A 16,581-nucleotide genomic window follows, 5' to 3' on the forward strand; every position below is an offset into this window, starting at 1 on the left:
AAAAAAAAGCCCTTCAGAAAAATAATATCTGAAGGGCTTTTCAATTATAAAAAAATCAATTTTATTTTCTTATGGGCAACCAGATTCTATATTAGACATCCAATTTGCAGAACTACTAATAATAATATTGTCATCTGAACAACTTAAGAATGTCCAGTCACTATTGAAGTTATCTGAGTTTGTATTAATACTAACTACTGCATCACCAACTCCGTTTGTATAGGTTGACCATGTTCCTGACGCAATAGAGTCGTCATTTATACTAACAGTCACAGTACCATCGCTACCAAATACATATTCATATTCTTGATTATTTATGATTACCGACCAGTATTGACATTCTACGAGTAAACCAGCAACATCTTCCTCACTGCAATCACCCGGATTATTATTATTATCACAGTCGCGTTCTAGTTGAATAAACTCATTACCAGATTCAAGTATAATAAATCCTTCGCTACATTGAGTTACCGTCCAATCTAATTGAGATACCGTTGCATAAGGCGCTCCAATATTAAAGAACATAAATACATCTCCTGCATTAGGATTGGAAGCTAAATCCCATGAGCCTTGGACAGTTACATCAGTTCCCTCATTATAAACTTCTAATGTGCCATCTTGATTAAATTCTATATATTCGGGAGCTACATTTTCATAAAGACTAGTGTTTATATACCATTCGCATTGCACTAAATAAGCAAGCACTTCTTGTTCACTACAATTGTTAGGATTGTTATTGTCCTCACATGTTACAAAGTCTGCCTCAGTGAATCCTTCGCAGAGCGCTACACAGGCATTAGTGAATACAGAAACTACTGTCACACCATCTTCTATAACTTGAACACATACTGGGGCAAATTCTTCATCGCAACCACAATCATCATCATCATCATCATCATCATCATCATCTCCAAAACAACCTTCTAATAGCTCAATAAGGGCCTCTTCGTTGCCAATTGTAAGTAATGTTCCATCAGCTAAGGTCACGTCAAATGAATATACAAAATCAAAATAGTATGAGTTATAGAGTGCAGTGTTTAGCTCTTCTTGCGAGTTAACAGTTATTGTCTCGTCATTATCTGTAGTAATAGTCAATGGGAAGTTATATGTAAAACACTCGTTTCCTCCAGACCAGTTATAATCTCCTTCACAGTTGTTAGAAAAATCAGCCTCGGTAAAACCGTCACATTCGGCATAACAAGCATTTTGATACGTGATCAAGAATGTTTCTCCATTTGGAGCTGTTATTTCGACACATACAGGGTTGTACTCTTCAGTACACTCACATTCAAATTCATTATCAAAATCACAATCTTCTAAAAGATTAATAAACTCGTCTTCATTATTGATGGTCACGACTACTATAGAATCTGAGTCATCATCAAAAGCCTCAACATTAAAAGGAAATGCGATACCATTAATAAATAAATCTTGGTTTGAATTGATTAGAATTTGAACTAGACCTTCAAGACTATTTACAGTTACTGTTGTTCCTGTATTATAGGATAGATTTAATGGATAGACAAAATCAAAACAGAAATCGAATACAATATTCCCTGCTGGATTTGCTGATGTCTCTATATCGCCTTGACTATTAAACTGTAGACTCAGTTGAGATAAAGAGGCAGTGATTGCTAGACTTTCCTCAATGCTCTGTTGCTCTATTACTGGTTCATCGTTTGTACACGAGGTCAAGCAAAAAGCGACAAATAAGATGCTTAAAAAAGCTGATTTTAAAATTTTCATATTTTCAATTTTTAAATTTGGATTTAATTTTTTAGTGATCAATCAGAACTAAGACAACACACTTTAAAAAAACCCTACTTTTTTCTATAATTAGTTTTTGTTTAGTTTTGATGTATAATTATGCAAACCAACACATGCGAAAAGATCTGCAGAAAATATGTGAAACTAAAACTTTTGAAACTATTTACAAACAGTATTCAAAAGATTTAAGACGTTTTTTATTCTTTAAAACTCAAAATATTGATAAGGCTGACGATCTTTTACAAGAGACCTTTATTAAGTTGTGGGATAATTGTAGCAAAGTAGACTACAATAGTGTCAAGAGCTATTTATATACAGTTGCCACAAATACCTTTCTAAATACAATAAAGCACGACAAGGTCGTTAAAAAACATCAAGAGGCTTTAGTGAATCATACAACGAATGAATCTCCAGAGTTTATAATGTTAGAAAAGGAATTTATGGAAAAACTAGAGCGCACAATAAATGGTCTGCCAGAAAAGCAAAAAGAAGTTTTTTTATTGAATAGAATAGAAAAAAAGAAATACAAAGAGATTGCAGAGCACTTAGAGATTTCAGTTAAAGCAGTAGAAAAGCGAATGCATTTAGCTTTAGTAGTAATGAGAGATAAAATTGGTAATATTTAAATTAGTCACCTTTAGAGGTAGGGTTTTATTTAATAAAGTTGTCTTAGGATTAGAATATCATGGAAGAACAAAATTTACATAGCGAAAAAGATACATTTTTAGCCAAGTGGTTAGCTGGAGAACTCTCTGACGACAAGTTAAAAACTATGGTTTCTAAAGCAGATTACAATTCTTTTTTAAAACTTAGAAAAGGAATTCAGACCTATGACGCCTTAGAATCCTCAACAGATACCTCTTTTGTGAAAATTCAAAATCATATATCTAACAAAAGCACTAAGGTGCGAAATTTAAATTCTAATAATTGGTTACTAGGTATCGCTGCATCTGTTATCTTGTTATTTGGATTATTTTTTATTCTTGGTGATGATATAGTAAGTATAGAGACCAGTTTTGGAGAACAAAAAGCAATTGTGCTTTTAGACGGCTCTGAAGTTATCTTAAACTCTAAATCTATCTTGACTTATAATGAAGATGATTGGAAAAATAATAGGACATTAAATTTAATAGGTGAAGCCTACTTCAAAGTGAAAAAAGGAAGCACTTTTACTGTAGTTACAGACAATGGAGATGTCAAAGTATTAGGCACCCAATTTAATGTGAATTCTTTAGGTGATCTATTTGAAGTCACTTGTTTTGAAGGTAAAGTAAGTGTTACCACGAAAGAAGAAGAATACATTTTATTACCTACCAAGTTTGTAAGACGAATAAATGGTAATGTGATAGAAAAATGGGCTACTATTGATTTAAATCCTTCTTGGATTCATGGAGAAAGTTCATTTGAAAGTGTCCCTTTAAAATATGTAATAAAGAGTTTAGAGGCACAATACGATATAGAGATCAATTCAAAGGATATTAATAACAACATAATTTATACAGGTAGTTTTACTCATAACAATTTAGATACTGCATTAAAAACAGTATTTAAATCTTTGCAAATACGATATATTGAAAAAGAAAAAAGAAACATCTATTTGAGCACGAAGTGAAGAAATTGATTATCAAAATTTTGTTAATTCTACCGCTTTTGGCCTTTTCACAGGAAGAGGCCAAATTTTTCATTTATATGAATAGCCGTAGTTTAGATAATGCTTTTGATAAAATTGAAGATGTATATGACGTGAGGTTTTCTTATCAAGATGACATTATAAATGATTTTAAAATTACCCTAAAACGAGAACAACGCACCTTGAATCAGGTATTGTTTGAACTTCAACTTCAAACCAAGCTCACTTTTGAGATTATTGGGCAACGCTATATTGTAGTGTATAAATTAAAAAATAATACAAATATCGAGAAGCTGGATAGAATTGTTATCACCAGCTACCTCACTAAAGGCATATCTAAAAATAAAAATGGGTCCTATCAACTAATTCCTTCTAGTTTAGGGGTTTTACCTGGACTTACAGAGCCAGATGTTTTAGAAAGTATTCAGTTATTACCAGGTGTTGTTAGTCCAAATGAAACAGCCTCTGGTTTTTTAGTTAGAGGTGGTAAAATGGACCAAAATAGGTTGGTCTGGGATGGTATTAATATGTACCATAAAGGACATCTTTTCGGTATGATTTCTCCATTTAATCCTAATGCAACAAAAAATATCACTTTTATAAATAAAGGAACACATCCTAGGTATGGTGAACGTGCATCAAGTGTGATTTCTATGACTACCACAACAAAAATTGAGAACAAATTTAAAGCTCAATTAGGCTTTAATGGTATTAATGGTGATGCTTATATTGAAGCGCCTATTATCAAAGATAAACTGGCTATTCAAGCTTCTGTTCGCTCCAGCTATACAAATACATATCAATCTTATACCTTTGAGAAACTTGCAGACAAAGTATTTGAAAGCACGAAGATTAAAAATGGAGATAACCCTGATAATAGTTTTGATTTTTTAGATTATAATATCAAACTAAACTATAAGCCTAACGCACAGAATAACTTCTATGCTAGTGCGATTTCTATTGATAACCAATTAGATTATACAGTTAGTGATACTGAAAGTAAAGAAACCTTTAATGATCGTATGTCGATAAAAAACTCTGGTTATGGTCTAGGTTGGACAAAATTATGGAGTGCTAATTTAAAGCAACATACCGCTGCATATTTTTCAGAATATAAACTCAATTATAATTTTATTACTTCGGAAGGTGGTGAGCAAACGTCAGATTTTGAAAAGCGCAATGTCATTTTTGATTCTGGTATATCTTCGGAAATAGATTGGGAAATTAACTCGAATAACAGAGCTACATTTGGCTATCAGTATGTTTTAAAAGATGTTGGTTATGCGTTTTTAAACACTACTAATTTGGCGTTTATTCTCGACGAAGATAAAACCGTAGTACAAACTCACAGTGTATATGGAAATTATGACTACAAAAACCCGAAACTATTTGACATTACGGTAGGAGCAAGGGCCACTTATTTTAAAGAATTAGAGGCATTTAGGTTTGAACCTCGATTATTACTTTATAAAAATCTCTTTAAAAATGTGAAACTTCAAATTTCTGCAGAGATAAAAAATCAGATTATTAGTGAAATTGATGAAACTATTATTAGTGACTTATCATTAGAGAACAGAGTTTGGAGGTTGGCAAACGGTAATGAATTTCCTATTATTAATAGTAAGCAGGTTTCCGCAGGATTTATATACACAACTAATGGTTGGACTATTGATATCGATAATTACTACAAGACATTAGACCGTATAACAGCGCTGTCGTTAGGCTTTTTGAATCCTGAAAACAGTAGGTTTAATTTAGGTGAGCAAAATATATATGGTGTTGATTTGTTTTTAAAAAAACGGTTTAATGGGTTTAATACTTGGGTGAGTTATTCATTTAATAATTCTAAAAGTAAATTTGATGCTCTTAACGGTAATAATTATTTCAACTCTAGATCTAATGTAAGACACGCGTTTTCAACATCGTTAAGTTATAAATTGTCTAATTTTCAAATAGCACTTGGCTGGAGATGGCAAACAGGAAAGCCTTATACTGAGTCGGTAGCTGGAGAAGATGGTTTGGAGTTTAATAGCGGTATAAATACAAAACGATTGCCAGATTATCATAGACTTGACTTTTCTAGTACCTATAAATTTAAGTTTTCAAAAACGAGTAAGCTGAGAGCTAAAGTGGGTTTATCTATTCGAAACGTCTATAATAAAACTAATTTTATTAGTCGAGAATATCGCGGAAATAACAATTTTAATGGAGATATCGAAACGATTGATAAGTTTTCATTAGGCTTTACACCTAATCTAATGTTTAGGTTGTATTGGTAACTAATTGATAATAGAAAGAACCTCTTAACAAGGCTCTTTCTTTGACTAAATAATTGATTTGTTGACTTATACTATTTGTTTTAGAATCTAATTGATAATTTTAAATCTTCTTTATCCACATTAAATTTTGCATCGTCATAGTTTGGAGGTCCAAAACTTCTTGGGTTATTTGATGTTCCGTAAGATTCTTTAGGCATACCGTTAGCTTCAAAATCTAATTTATTGTTTCCGTTTGCGTCGTGCATTACCATAACAGCATATTCTCCTGGTTGTACGTTTTCAAAAGTAATAGTTGCTGTTCCGTCTTTAATTTCGGATGCTGCATTTTGAACTCCAGCACCTTTCATAAAGTTGTCTTTTGTGTTTAGTGATACTAGTATTTTACCATCATCACTTTTCGCGTTTTCTATAGTTACAGTTATAGTTTGTCCTTTTGCTTCTTGAGCAAACCCTAAAGTTGATACTAGCATTAATACGATAGATAAGACTAAAGTTTTACTTACAAGAGTTCTGTAATTCTTAATTAGTTTGTGAATTGTTGATTTCATAATAGGTTGTTTTAAATGGTTAACTAAAGCTATGTTTAGCAGGATTGTTTGTTATTGATGATTCAAAGATCTTACTTAATTAGATAATTGCGAAAAGAGACTAACCCAACTGTAATTTTTTATAGATGAGTTGTAAAAAAGAGGTATATCACTAAAAAAATGATATCCTCTTTTTTAGGGCTAATTATTTACTAATAATTATTCTCTTATTACTTTTAACAGGAGTAGAAAAAAACATCAATCACTCTAAGTTATATAACTTTATTTTATTTTAGTAGAAAAAATGGAAGTTAAACGTACTGTGGAGAACTTTGTGAAGACTAAGAAGTTGATGACAATGGTTGCAATGATCACTTTTATTTTATTTTTAGTAAGTTGTTTAAATAAGACTGCTACGCAAACAGCTTCCAATACGCCCGATTATTGTCAATTAAATTTAGAGACACCTAACTCTCAATCTAATGTAGATGGTGCGTTTAATGCGCAAATGACGCTCGTGCCATTAACGATTGATGGTTGTAGTAAAGATTCAATTTGGAAAAGTGCAGATTGGTATAGTATGAATTATGTGTGGTTGGGCGAACCTGTTGATTCTACGGATTATCATGGACGATTCAAATTAGCTTGGGATAGCCAGTTTTTATATATTTTGGTAGAAGTTATAGATGAACACCTCAGTCCCACGCTCGCAAATGGAAAATAAAATTATTGGAAAGGCGATTATGTAGAGGTGTTTCTTGATGAAGATAGATCTGGAGGGATTCACCAGTATAATCATCAAGCTTTTGCTTATCACGTGTCTACTGAAGGTCATGTAATTGACAAAGGCGCATCACAAGAAACCATTTTTTTTGATAATCATATTGAAGTTGTGAGGTTCCAAGAGGAAAATAGACATCTCTGGGAGATGGCTATTAAACTTTTTGATGATCAATTTGATGAAAACTCTACAGATAACGTGCCAGTGAAAATTTTAAATAAAAAAAGTATTGGGTTTTCAATAGCTTATGGAGATAATGATGGAAACAATAATCGTGAGAATTTCATGGGCTCAAAAATGACCCACGGGATTAATAATGATGATGGCTATATTAATTCTGATGTGTTTGGCAGTATCTTATTTATAGAATAAGTTTAAGTAATTGCTTTTAACAATTACTTCCTCAATTTTTAGTCCATTTACTATTCTACTAGAAACGTATTCTTTTATTTAGTTTTTCAATTGTTATTTATCTTTTGTTTTTAAAAATTACTACACTCTATCTATCATAGAGATGGTATTTAATATACAATGAGCAATAATTAGTGGCCATAAATTTCGTCCAAATTTAACGTATCCTATTCCCATAACTAAACCAATAAGTCCAACTGTTATTGATCTTTCTGATAAATTGTGTGAGTGTCTAAAACCAAAAATTATTGCTTGTAAAAGCACAGCAAGAGCTGTAGCTATAGACGTTTTTGAGAATAATTTTTCTAGCCAATTCAATAAGAATCCTCTATCTAATAATTCTTCTAACATTGATTCAACTAGAACTGCTGGTATGATTGTCAAAAAAAGTAACCAATTCCCTTTTAGATTTCCAAATTTAGATACAGAATTTTTAGAATAATTATTTGATTCTAAAGAAAAAGGTAATTGGTCTTTTACAATTTGAAAAAGTAGTATTACTGATACTGTTGCTAATAAAATTCCAATAGAGACTAACAACATTTTTTTGATGTTCTTAGGTTTGCTAAGGCCTAAGTCTTTCCAAGAAACATTGCGAACCCTCATCCTCCAAGTGGCAACGACCAAAGTTGAAAACGACCAAAAAAGACCATTTATAATGAAACTGATACTCGGGAAATATATTTCTCGTATGAGAAACATTACGGAGATGTAAATAATTAGGTCTAATAAAATTCCTTTATGATTAGCGGGAGTAATTAAGTTCTTTGGAATTTCTTTTTGTTTAGAAGTCATATAATTTTTTATTTGACGCTATTATTTACAGGCGGTTATGCGTTAAGGATTCAATTTACATTATTAATTTTTATGTTTCTTATTTATGTGCTAAGGTTTTATATGCATTGAGGGAATTAAGTGTAATACATTTACTGACAGGTAAGTAATTGGTTTAGCTCATGAAAACCGAATTATATATCGAGAATTATTTGGAGTGCTTATTTTTATGAGTTGTCTTGTAATAAGGACTTAATTATATACACATTAAGTCTACAGACTTCGCAAAACCACTAATTATTTGTTTTCAGAATACATGGGTAATTGGAAGGGTAATGATACTCATTAGCTAATATTTAATTATGATGTATTGCTAAGCTGAAGATTTATTTTTAATAATTAATAATTCTTTTTAAGAACTAGTTTTATCTTGAGCTTAAGTATTATCTTTAAAAAGACTTATTAAATAAGAGATATGTCGTGACTATGGAAAATGATTTAAATTTTTACAAAGATATTTCTAAAAATAATTTACCACTTACAGAACTTTTAAAAAATGATAGTTTATTTTACAATGTCCCTGAAAATTGGTATATAGTCATAACAGACATAGAGAATTCTACAGATGCTGTTTCTAAGGGTTTACATAACGATGTTAATCTGAGTGCTACAGGCAGTATCATTACAGTTTTAAACACTTTGAAAACTGTAGACAAAACAATTAAAATTCCTTATTTTTTTGGAGGGGATGGTTCTACGTTTCTTGTCCCAACTGCTGTATTAAAGCCGGTCTTATTGGCCTTGAATAATTACAGTCAGCATATTAAAAAAACCTTGGAGTTAAATTTACGAGTAGGGCAATTAGAGGTCGGCAAAGTTTATAAGGACAACGTTACATTAAAAATCACTAAAATTAGACATAATAAATATCTTACTACTCCTGTAGTTTTAGGTAATGGATTGAAATATGCAGAACGAACAATTAAGGACAGTTTTAAACCTAATTTGATAAGCGCTAAACAAAATATAAAACTTAATTTGGAAGGAATGGAATGCAGATGGGATGAAATTTACCCTAATCAAATAGATAAAAAGGTGATATGTCTTCTGGTAGATTGTGCTATGGAAAAACAACAAGCCCAAGTATATGGAGCCATTATGAAAGAAATAGATTTGATTTTTGGCGATTTAGAAAAACGTAATCCAATTTCTACAATTAAATTGAAACTAAATACGTCTTTGGCGAAAATTAGAAAAGAAATGTATACCAAAATCGGAAAATATCAACTTACTTATTTAGCAAGTAGTTGGTTAGTTACTAAGATTGGAGCGTTTTATTTTAAATTTTTTAAAGCAGGTAGATTATATAAATATAGAGTTGTCCAATTGTCAGATACGATAATGCTAGATGGTTTTCTAAATACCGTGATTTCTGGAACAGATCAACAAATAGCTAGTTTGAAAAGTTTCCTCGATGATTTAGAGTTTAATAAAACAATTATATATGGTATGCATGTCACTCATGCTTCTATAATGTCTTGTTATATAGAAGATAGAGAAGAAAAACACATTCACTTTGTAGATGGTACAGAGGGTGGTTATACAAGTGCAGCAATTATGTTTAAGGAAAAGCTTAAAAAATCACAATTTAGACAACCTTAAATTATGATATTATATTAGCGAGTAATTAATACTATTGTTAGTGTTTGCATTTTCACAATATAGAAATCATATTTGTTTAGCCTCTTTTGTTTAGGAGCTTTAGCTTGGTCTTTATTTGTGTCTTTACTTTTTGTCTTCTTAATTATAGATGAATGCTTATCAAATTTAGTAATAAAATATATTTCTATTTGTCTACCTATAAAAATAGTATAATCTGTTTGATAATGGTTAGTTGGAAATGCATTAGTTAAATGAAATTAGCGAGAGAGTAATCCATAGGATGCTTTGGGAACCAAGTAGAATCAAGCAATTTGGTATACGCGTCTTTGTTAGTTGTATTTACTCGGTAATAATTATACCATCAGTAATTTCTTTTTCAGTTGGTTTTTCAAACCAACTTTCCATAAAGTCAAAATTTTCTTGACTTACTTTAAATTCGAATGTGGCTCCTTTTTCATTATTTCTTTTCAATACTCTTTTAAGCCGAGTTTCTTTTGAAATATCCAAAAAGTGAATTTTTGTGTCGTAACCATTAGATTTAGAAAATTTTCTAAATTTTTCTCTATGCTCAAATTTTGATAACCCTAAGTCTAGAATGGAATCGGTTTTTGAATTTTCCAATTGTTGAACTAACTCCATTATTATTTTTTCTGCTCTATCAATTCTTTCAAGAAACCATTGCAGTCCGTCGTTTGGTTTTTTGTCGGCAAGAAATAGTGACTTATTCCACTGGTCAATTGAAAAAATAATTCCGTTCGTTTTACTTTTTAATTCCGCTGAGTATGTTGTTTTTCCTGAACCTGTATTTCCTGTTATTAAATGTATCATTTTGTTTCTCTATACTGCGCAACTAACGTATTTGTAAATTGTTAGTTGCGTTAACTAGGACTAAGTTAGCAAAAGAAAATGAACTAGAAGTAAGCCTAAAAGGATTTATAGTACACAAAGAATGCGATATTAATTATATAGTTTTCTGGTTATAGTTTTTATTTCTTCGGAAGGTATAATTCCATTTCATTAAATTCAGCCATGTCTAAATGACCCATTTTACGTTCATCTTTTGTAATTAGATGTAGATGTAAAAAAGAGTCATGATGAGTGAAAACTCCTTTATGTTCGGTTGAAAAGAAACCTATAATTACGACCTCTTCATTTTTTAAATTATAATTTGTTTGCCCTTTGTGCGCCTCTTCTGGTGAGGACACGTGAGTTCCTTTCGGTAAGTTTTGGATATGTATGATTGCTTTTGATACGTCTCCTTTTAATTTAAACGCAAATGGCCGTTTGTATTCAATTGTTTTCTCGTCAATGAATTTTTCCAAGTCTTGTATTGACTTAATACCTGAAGGTAAATCAATTTTGTGCCATTCAGTTACATTTCCATAAACGAAAAACGGTGCAGATACATCAAAGTTTTTTTCGACTTTCATTGTAGAATCTGTTAATACTTCTGATACATAGGCTTGTCCGTCATTGATCAGAATTTCTCCTGTCAAGTAGCTCTCAGGTCCAATACCATAAAGACCTTTTTGGTTTGTAATAGAATCAAGATTTATAATACCTTCCAACTCTCCTTTCCACATTACATTTTTCATAGCTCCAGTAATTTTAATATCAGAGTATGTTTCTAGTTCTAAATTAGTCGATTTAGTATTTTGGTTACAGGAAACCAATACAATCAAAAAAAGTCCGAATGATATATGTTTTATTTTCATTGAATATGATTTGTTTATAATATATGCTTATGATGCGATGTGTGTCTTTGGATGGGCTATTAAAAGTATAAAACTCAGTTATAAAATCTACAAGAATTTTTTAGATACACACAGATCTAGTTGCAGTTTATAAACGTTGTTTGACATGGTTTTTATTTCTTTAAAACTTTATCGTTGACGATTATTATACCTTTTTTTCTCGGTTATTATTGTTTATAAAATCGGCATTCGTTTTATTTAATGGTTCATATTCTTTTAAATGAATGGAATTAAATTCAGATTTAACCATCTCTAATTTAGACGGACTTGTAAACATCATTGCGTAAGCTTCTTTTAATGAGCGACTTTTTGTCACATCTATGCAGATGTCTTTCCATTCATGAAAATTCAAAGTAATGGGATTATATGAATTGATAGGTTTAGTAAGGCCGTACACTGCTTGTTCCTCTTCTGCTTGAAAGGTTCCAAATATTCGGTCCCAGATGATAAATGTCGATCCAAAGTTTTTATCTAGGTACTTCTCGTTTCTTGAATGATGAACTCTGTGATGAGACGGTGTGACAAATATATATTCTATTGGAGCAGGTAATTTTCTAATATATTCAGTATGAATCCAAAATTGATAGAGTACTTCAATTTGATGACATATAAAAAAAAGGACAGGGTCAAATCCCATCAAAACGATAGGAATAAAAAAGATGATTTTAATATGTTGTGTCCAGCCCAACCTAAAAGACACAGACCAGTTATATTTTTCAGAATTGTGATGTGTAACATGAGTTGCCCACCAAAAACGATTAACATGCGTTAATCTATGCGACCAATATCTACAAAAATCAATAGATATAATACAAAGAATATAGGCCCACCATTCTCTTGGAATACTCCAAGGAACTATATTATAGAAAAACAGAATTATCCCATAGATTCCTATTTTTAATAAAGCAGAGATACTAACATTAACAAGGCCAATACATGTCGCTGATAAGGTATCTAAGCCATCATAATAATCTTTTTTTTGAATAATTGTGAGGACCCATTCCAATACAACAAGTAAAATCATTGGAATTGCCGCAACTTGGATAATGTCAAACCCTACAAGTTGGTCTAACAGCATTTCCATAGTTAAAGGATTTTCTTTCATATGGGGAACATTATGTTTTTTTGAGAATCTTTGCTACACAGCATAACAAATTGAGCTTCTCTAATTGAATGTGCTTTTTTTGAAAAATAAGGTTTTTAGTTATAATTATACTGATAAAGGTTAAGTAAATTATTCCTAATTTAGGAATCTACATATCTATAATTATTTTTATATACTGTGGTTGTATATAGCTACTGCGTTTGGAAAGGTCTATACCCATGTAATGAGTAAGTCTATATAAATAACATATAAAATAAGTAGATCTACTAAATCATCAATATACATATCCTTTTGCAAACTTATGATAAAGGTTTGTAAAGGGGAATCAGTCTAAAAATGCTCAGAATTCTAATTATGCATTTTAAAAATGTCTTATTCATATTCTTGCGTAGCGCTTTTTTGGTGCCTAATTTTCAATTTGAAAGGTACATTGAAACATCTAATTACTATTTTCGTTTTTATATATGATTTTATTAAATTATATAGCCTCCTTTTCAGGACGGGTCATAACTACGGTAACGAGTTGTTTTACACTAAAGATAAAAAATTTGTGCATTCTATACGTGTGCGAGGTATTACAACGTATTTTTTATTAATTTCTATGTTTTTAGTACATAAATAGCAGTTTTATTTACCTGTAAAATAGGGTTATTATGCACAGTAGTATTGTGGAAAAAGAGAGAGTCTTAATAGGTCTATATTTAATATTTGATTTCCGAATTTACAAGCCAATCTACTTAGAATTATAACAAGCCTCGAGCCTTAATCTCTAAATACTTATTTATAGTATCAATAGTTAAATCTTGAGGAGACGTTAAGATAGACTGGATGCCATATTTTTGAAGTTCATTGACAATCAAACGCTTTTCAAAAGCAAATTTTTCAGCAATGACTTTGTCATAGGCCTGCTGTACGGTTACGGCTTTTTCTGTAATAATGGTATTAAGCTCTGTGTTTTTAAAGAAGATGACAACTAGTAAATGACTTTTAGCAATTCCTTTTAGGTAAGGGAGTTGCCTATGTAAGCTGTCTAAGGTTTCAAAATTAGTGTATAAGAGCATTAAACTTCGTTGGTTGATATTTCGTTTAACGTCTGCGTAGAGCCTGCTGTAATCGCTCTCATAGAAATCTGTGCTTACATTATACAGGGTTTCTAGAATGAGGTTCATTTGAGATGTACGGCGCTCTGCGACAACAATGTTTTCTACTTTTTTTGAGAAGGCTAAAATTCCTGCTTTATCTTGTTTTTTTAAGGCTACATTAGAAATCACTAAGGATGCATTGATGGCATAATCTAGGAGTGTTAATCCATTAAAAGGCATTTTCATGACACGCCCTTTATCAATAATCGAATACACAGGTTGTGATTTTTCGTCTTGAAACTGGTTGACCATCAATTGGTTTCGCTTGGCGGTTGCTTTCCAGTTAATCGTACGTAAATCATCACCTAATACATAGTCTTTGATTTGTTCAAACTCCATAGTGTGACCAATCTTACGTATTTTTTTAATTCCATATTGATGTAAATTATTGCTTATAGCCATCAAATCGTACTTACGCAATTGCATAAAACTAGGATAGGTTGGTACCATTGCATTATCATCTGTAGTAAAGCGACGTGCTATTAAACCAAAGACCGAAGTGACATAGATATTTAATTTTCCGAAGTGATATTCACCACGTTCTACAGGACGTAATTTATATTCAATTCGAGAAGTACTTGAGGCTTCCAATTTCCGAAGAATACTAAAATCTCTAACTTGAAATTGCTCTGGGATTTCATCAATAATCGTCGTATTAACATTAAATGTGTAGTAGTTATGGATTACTAAATTCACAGGGTTTTCATCACCATTAGAGAACTTCTCTGGCAATATGCGCTCACCTTTCACTCCTTTTTTTGCTACAAATAGTATGATCGTATCTAAAAGCGTAAGCGTTACCAATAACAAAACGAGTAATTTAACAATCACAAAACCTCTTGGGAAAATAAAACTCAAAACAAACAATACCATAATGGCAATGCACGCATAGAAAAATCTGTTTTGGAGAAAAAATGGTTTTATACGTTTCAAATTATTCTTGAGCTATTAAAGTGAGTTATTTGATTTTCTAATTTTTAAATCAGTCGCGTATGATTTATTACCTAGACTATCTTTTAAATGAGTTATGTCAATATTGTATTTATAACCATACATATTACCTATTTTGTCTAGCGTTTCTTTATTTCGCTTAGCTCTTTTTAGATTGGAATTGTAGGCGTTTAGAGGCGCCAAAGCAACCCCTAAAACACTAAATCCAAGGGTCACAATAATTAATGGAATTGTGGAGATAAAACCTTTATCTAAAATGAATTTACCTAATAAAAACGCAGCTAAAACTAAAGCAAAAGCAAGTAAGGCATACATTATTAAGTGACCGTAAGTATCTGTCTTAGTTTTTAAAATAGCGTCATGTTCTATATTGATAGTTTCAATTTGCTCTTTGAAATTATCTTGTATTTTAATAACACCACACTTATTTTGAAAATCAGGTTTTCTATTCGTTAAACCGCAAAGCGTGCCTATCTTAAAATCTATGATTTTATGATCACATAGCTTGCAATGTAGCGTTAAATCCATTTTGTTAATACAATTTTATCTGTTTATAGATCCAATATTAAAAATATACCGGAAACAGTTACTGAAGCTGTAAACTCTTTTGTTTAGTTATTTCTAATCCAATCTATCTAATAATTTAGTCTGCTAAACCTAATGAATACTGAGGATTAATCACTTTTTACTAAATTTATCTAGGGATTTCAACCGCTTCAATAATCTGCTTTATAATTTGCTTCGTCGTTACGCCTTCCATTTCGCGTTCTGGTGTTACAATAACACGATGCTGCAATACGGGTATTGCTGAGCGCTTAATATCTTCTGGTGTTACAAAGTCTCTGCCATCCATAGCAGCGAACGCTTTACTGGCTTTTAATATAGCAATAGAGGCTCTTGGTGACGCTCCTAAGTATAAAAACGGATTGTTACGTGTGTTGACGATCATATCTGCAATGTATTTAATGAGATGTGACTCTATTTTGATTTGCTCTACTAAACCTTGAAATTTAATGATTTTAGCAGCACTTAAATGCGCAGTAACTTGATCGGTTTTACCCTTGCCCTGTAAATTATGTTCACGATTTAAGATTTCTACTTCTTCCTCTATATTGGGATAATCAATATCTATTTTAAACAAGAAACGGTCTAATTGCGCTTCTGGTAAGCGGTACGTTCCTTCTTGCTCTACTGGGTTTTGAGTAGCGAGAACTATAAAAGGTAAATCCATTTGATATCTATTACCATCAATAGTAACTTGTCGCTCTTCCATCACCTCAAATAGAGCGGCTTGTGTTTTTGCTGGTGCTCTGTTGATTTCGTCAATAAGAATCATATTAGAAAAAATAGGCCCTTTTTTAAAATCAAACTCAGAGTTTTTCATATTAAAGACAGAGGTTCCCAAAATATCACTAGGCATCAAATCTGGTGTAAATTGAATCCTGCTAAAATCGACGTCTAGTGATTTTGCTAATAGCTTAGCAGATATGGTTTTTGCTACTCCAGGAACGCCTTCAATAAGCGAATGGCCATTCGCGAGAATAGACGCAATGAGCATATCTATCATTCCTTTTTGGCCAACAATTACTTTGCTGATTTCACCTTTTATTAAAGCAATACCGTCTTGAAGTTCACTCAAGTCAATTCGGTTTGTAAAACTGATATCACTGGGGGTTTTTTCTAGGTTTTCCTTTGGCTCAATAGATTCTGTAGCTTTAGAATCTCCTAATAACGACTCGTCAAATTGGTCGGTATTTGGTGTTGTATCTTCGTTTTGGTTGTCGTCTAAATGTTCCAT

Annotated in this window: 13 protein-coding genes and 1 pseudogene; 5 read left to right on the forward strand and 9 right to left on the reverse strand. The window is 31.5% G+C overall.

Translation table 11 applies throughout. From position 1 onward, the window contains the following. Nucleotides 1–69 precede the first annotated feature (69 nt). Nucleotides 70–1,746 (reverse strand): hypothetical protein, encoded by a 1,677-nt coding sequence (locus H593_RS0111325; RefSeq protein ID WP_157588837.1) that lies wholly within the window; start codon nt 1,744–1,746, stop codon nt 70–72. A 134-nt stretch (nt 1,747–1,880) separates the two neighbouring features. On the opposite strand from H593_RS0111325, the gene H593_RS0111330 reads away from it, so the two are divergent. The 3 genes from H593_RS0111330 (at nt 1,881) to H593_RS0111340 (ending at nt 5,676) form a co-directional block, all read left to right on the forward strand. Then, nucleotides 1,881–2,393 (forward strand): RNA polymerase sigma factor, encoded by a 513-nt coding sequence (locus tag H593_RS0111330; RefSeq protein WP_028872552.1) that lies wholly within the window; start codon nt 1,881–1,883, stop codon nt 2,391–2,393. Nucleotides 2,394–2,452: 59 nt separating this feature from the next. Then, nucleotides 2,453–3,379: a FecR family protein gene (locus H593_RS19095; protein ID WP_051229713.1), complete on the forward strand. Its 927-nt coding sequence runs from the start codon at nt 2,453–2,455 to the stop codon at nt 3,377–3,379. Between the two features lie 77 nt (nt 3,380–3,456). Beyond that, nucleotides 3,457–5,676 (forward strand): TonB-dependent receptor domain-containing protein, encoded by a 2,220-nt coding sequence (locus H593_RS0111340; protein ID WP_028872553.1) that lies wholly within the window; start codon nt 3,457–3,459, stop codon nt 5,674–5,676. A gap of 80 nt (nt 5,677–5,756) precedes the next feature. Here the strand turns inward: H593_RS0111340 and H593_RS0111345 are convergent, their stop codons facing one another. After that, nucleotides 5,757–6,224 carry a DUF2141 domain-containing protein gene (locus H593_RS0111345; protein ID WP_051229714.1) on the reverse strand — a complete coding sequence of 156 codons (468 nt, stop codon included), beginning with the start codon at nt 6,222–6,224 and terminating at the stop codon, nt 5,757–5,759. A gap of 487 nt (nt 6,225–6,711) precedes the next feature. On the opposite strand from H593_RS0111345, the pseudogene H593_RS20105 reads away from it, so the two are divergent. Next, nucleotides 6,712–7,356, forward strand: a pseudogene (locus tag H593_RS20105) (sugar-binding protein). A gap of 120 nt (nt 7,357–7,476) precedes the next feature. On the opposite strand, the gene H593_RS0111360 reads toward H593_RS20105, so the two are convergent. Further along, nucleotides 7,477–8,190 carry a CPBP family intramembrane glutamic endopeptidase gene (locus tag H593_RS0111360; protein WP_028872557.1) on the reverse strand — a complete coding sequence of 238 codons (714 nt, stop codon included), beginning with the start codon at nt 8,188–8,190 and terminating at the stop codon, nt 7,477–7,479. Nucleotides 8,191–8,655: 465 nt separating this feature from the next. On the opposite strand from H593_RS0111360, the gene H593_RS0111365 reads away from it, so the two are divergent. After that, nucleotides 8,656–9,831 (forward strand): DUF3095 domain-containing protein, encoded by a 1,176-nt coding sequence (locus H593_RS0111365; protein WP_037052186.1) that lies wholly within the window; start codon nt 8,656–8,658, stop codon nt 9,829–9,831. 339 nt (nt 9,832–10,170) lie between these two features. On the opposite strand, the gene H593_RS0111370 is transcribed toward H593_RS0111365, so the two are convergent. From H593_RS0111370 to H593_RS0111395, 6 genes are all read right to left on the reverse strand, one after another. After that, the gene (locus H593_RS0111370; RefSeq protein ID WP_028872559.1) at nt 10,171–10,659 is read right to left on the reverse strand and encodes a P-loop nucleotide/nucleoside kinase family protein; all 489 of its coding nucleotides are present in this window, start codon (nt 10,657–10,659) and stop codon (nt 10,171–10,173) included. 158 nt (nt 10,660–10,817) lie between these two features. Next, a complete protein-coding gene (locus tag H593_RS0111375) occupies nt 10,818–11,546 on the reverse strand; it encodes an acetolactate decarboxylase (protein WP_147230875.1) in 729 nt (242 codons plus the stop codon). Nucleotides 11,547–11,730: 184 nt separating this feature from the next. Continuing rightward, a complete protein-coding gene (locus H593_RS19105) occupies nt 11,731–12,663 on the reverse strand; it encodes a sterol desaturase family protein (RefSeq protein WP_245585043.1) in 933 nt (310 codons plus the stop codon). Between the two features lie 770 nt (nt 12,664–13,433). After that, complete coding sequence (locus H593_RS0111385) at nt 13,434–14,765, reverse strand: DUF58 domain-containing protein (RefSeq protein ID WP_028872561.1); 1,332 nt, start codon at nt 14,763–14,765, stop codon at nt 13,434–13,436. A 15-nt stretch (nt 14,766–14,780) separates the two neighbouring features. Next, nucleotides 14,781–15,311 (reverse strand): hypothetical protein, encoded by a 531-nt coding sequence (locus H593_RS0111390; RefSeq protein WP_028872562.1) that lies wholly within the window; start codon nt 15,309–15,311, stop codon nt 14,781–14,783. Nucleotides 15,312–15,477: 166 nt separating this feature from the next. After that, a complete protein-coding gene (locus tag H593_RS0111395) occupies nt 15,478–16,581 on the reverse strand; it encodes an AAA family ATPase (protein ID WP_084142317.1) in 1,104 nt (367 codons plus the stop codon).

Source organism: Psychroserpens burtonensis DSM 12212, assembly GCF_000425305.1.
GTDB lineage: Bacteria > Bacteroidota > Bacteroidia > Flavobacteriales > Flavobacteriaceae > Psychroserpens > Psychroserpens burtonensis.

What these genes read in the sequence shown, in the direction of transcription:
- H593_RS0111325 (WP_157588837.1), bottom strand. Translation starts at nt 1,746, where the DNA reads ATGAAAATTTTAAAATCAGCTTTTTTAAGCATCTTATTTGTCGCTTTT.
- H593_RS0111330 (WP_028872552.1), top strand. Translation starts at nt 1,881, where the DNA reads ATGCGAAAAGATCTGCAGAAAATATGTGAAACTAAAACTTTTGAAACT.
- H593_RS19095 (WP_051229713.1), top strand. Translation starts at nt 2,453, where the DNA reads ATGGAAGAACAAAATTTACATAGCGAAAAAGATACATTTTTAGCCAAG.
- H593_RS0111340 (WP_028872553.1), top strand. Translation starts at nt 3,457, where the DNA reads ATGAATAGCCGTAGTTTAGATAATGCTTTTGATAAAATTGAAGATGTA.
- H593_RS0111345 (WP_051229714.1), bottom strand. Translation starts at nt 6,224, where the DNA reads ATGAAATCAACAATTCACAAACTAATTAAGAATTACAGAACTCTTGTA.
- H593_RS0111360 (WP_028872557.1), bottom strand. Translation starts at nt 8,190, where the DNA reads ATGACTTCTAAACAAAAAGAAATTCCAAAGAACTTAATTACTCCCGCT.
- H593_RS0111365 (WP_037052186.1), top strand. Translation starts at nt 8,656, where the DNA reads ATGGAAAATGATTTAAATTTTTACAAAGATATTTCTAAAAATAATTTA.
- H593_RS0111370 (WP_028872559.1), bottom strand. Translation starts at nt 10,659, where the DNA reads ATGATACATTTAATAACAGGAAATACAGGTTCAGGAAAAACAACATAC.
- H593_RS0111375 (WP_147230875.1), bottom strand. Translation starts at nt 11,546, where the DNA reads ATGAAAATAAAACATATATCATTCGGACTTTTTTTGATTGTATTGGTT.
- H593_RS19105 (WP_245585043.1), bottom strand. Translation starts at nt 12,663, where the DNA reads ATGCTGTTAGACCAACTTGTAGGGTTTGACATTATCCAAGTTGCGGCA.
- H593_RS0111390 (WP_028872562.1), bottom strand. Translation starts at nt 15,311, where the DNA reads ATGGATTTAACGCTACATTGCAAGCTATGTGATCATAAAATCATAGAT.
- H593_RS0111395 (WP_084142317.1), bottom strand. Translation starts at nt 16,581, where the DNA reads ATGGAACATTTAGACGACAACCAAAACGAAGATACAACACCAAATACC.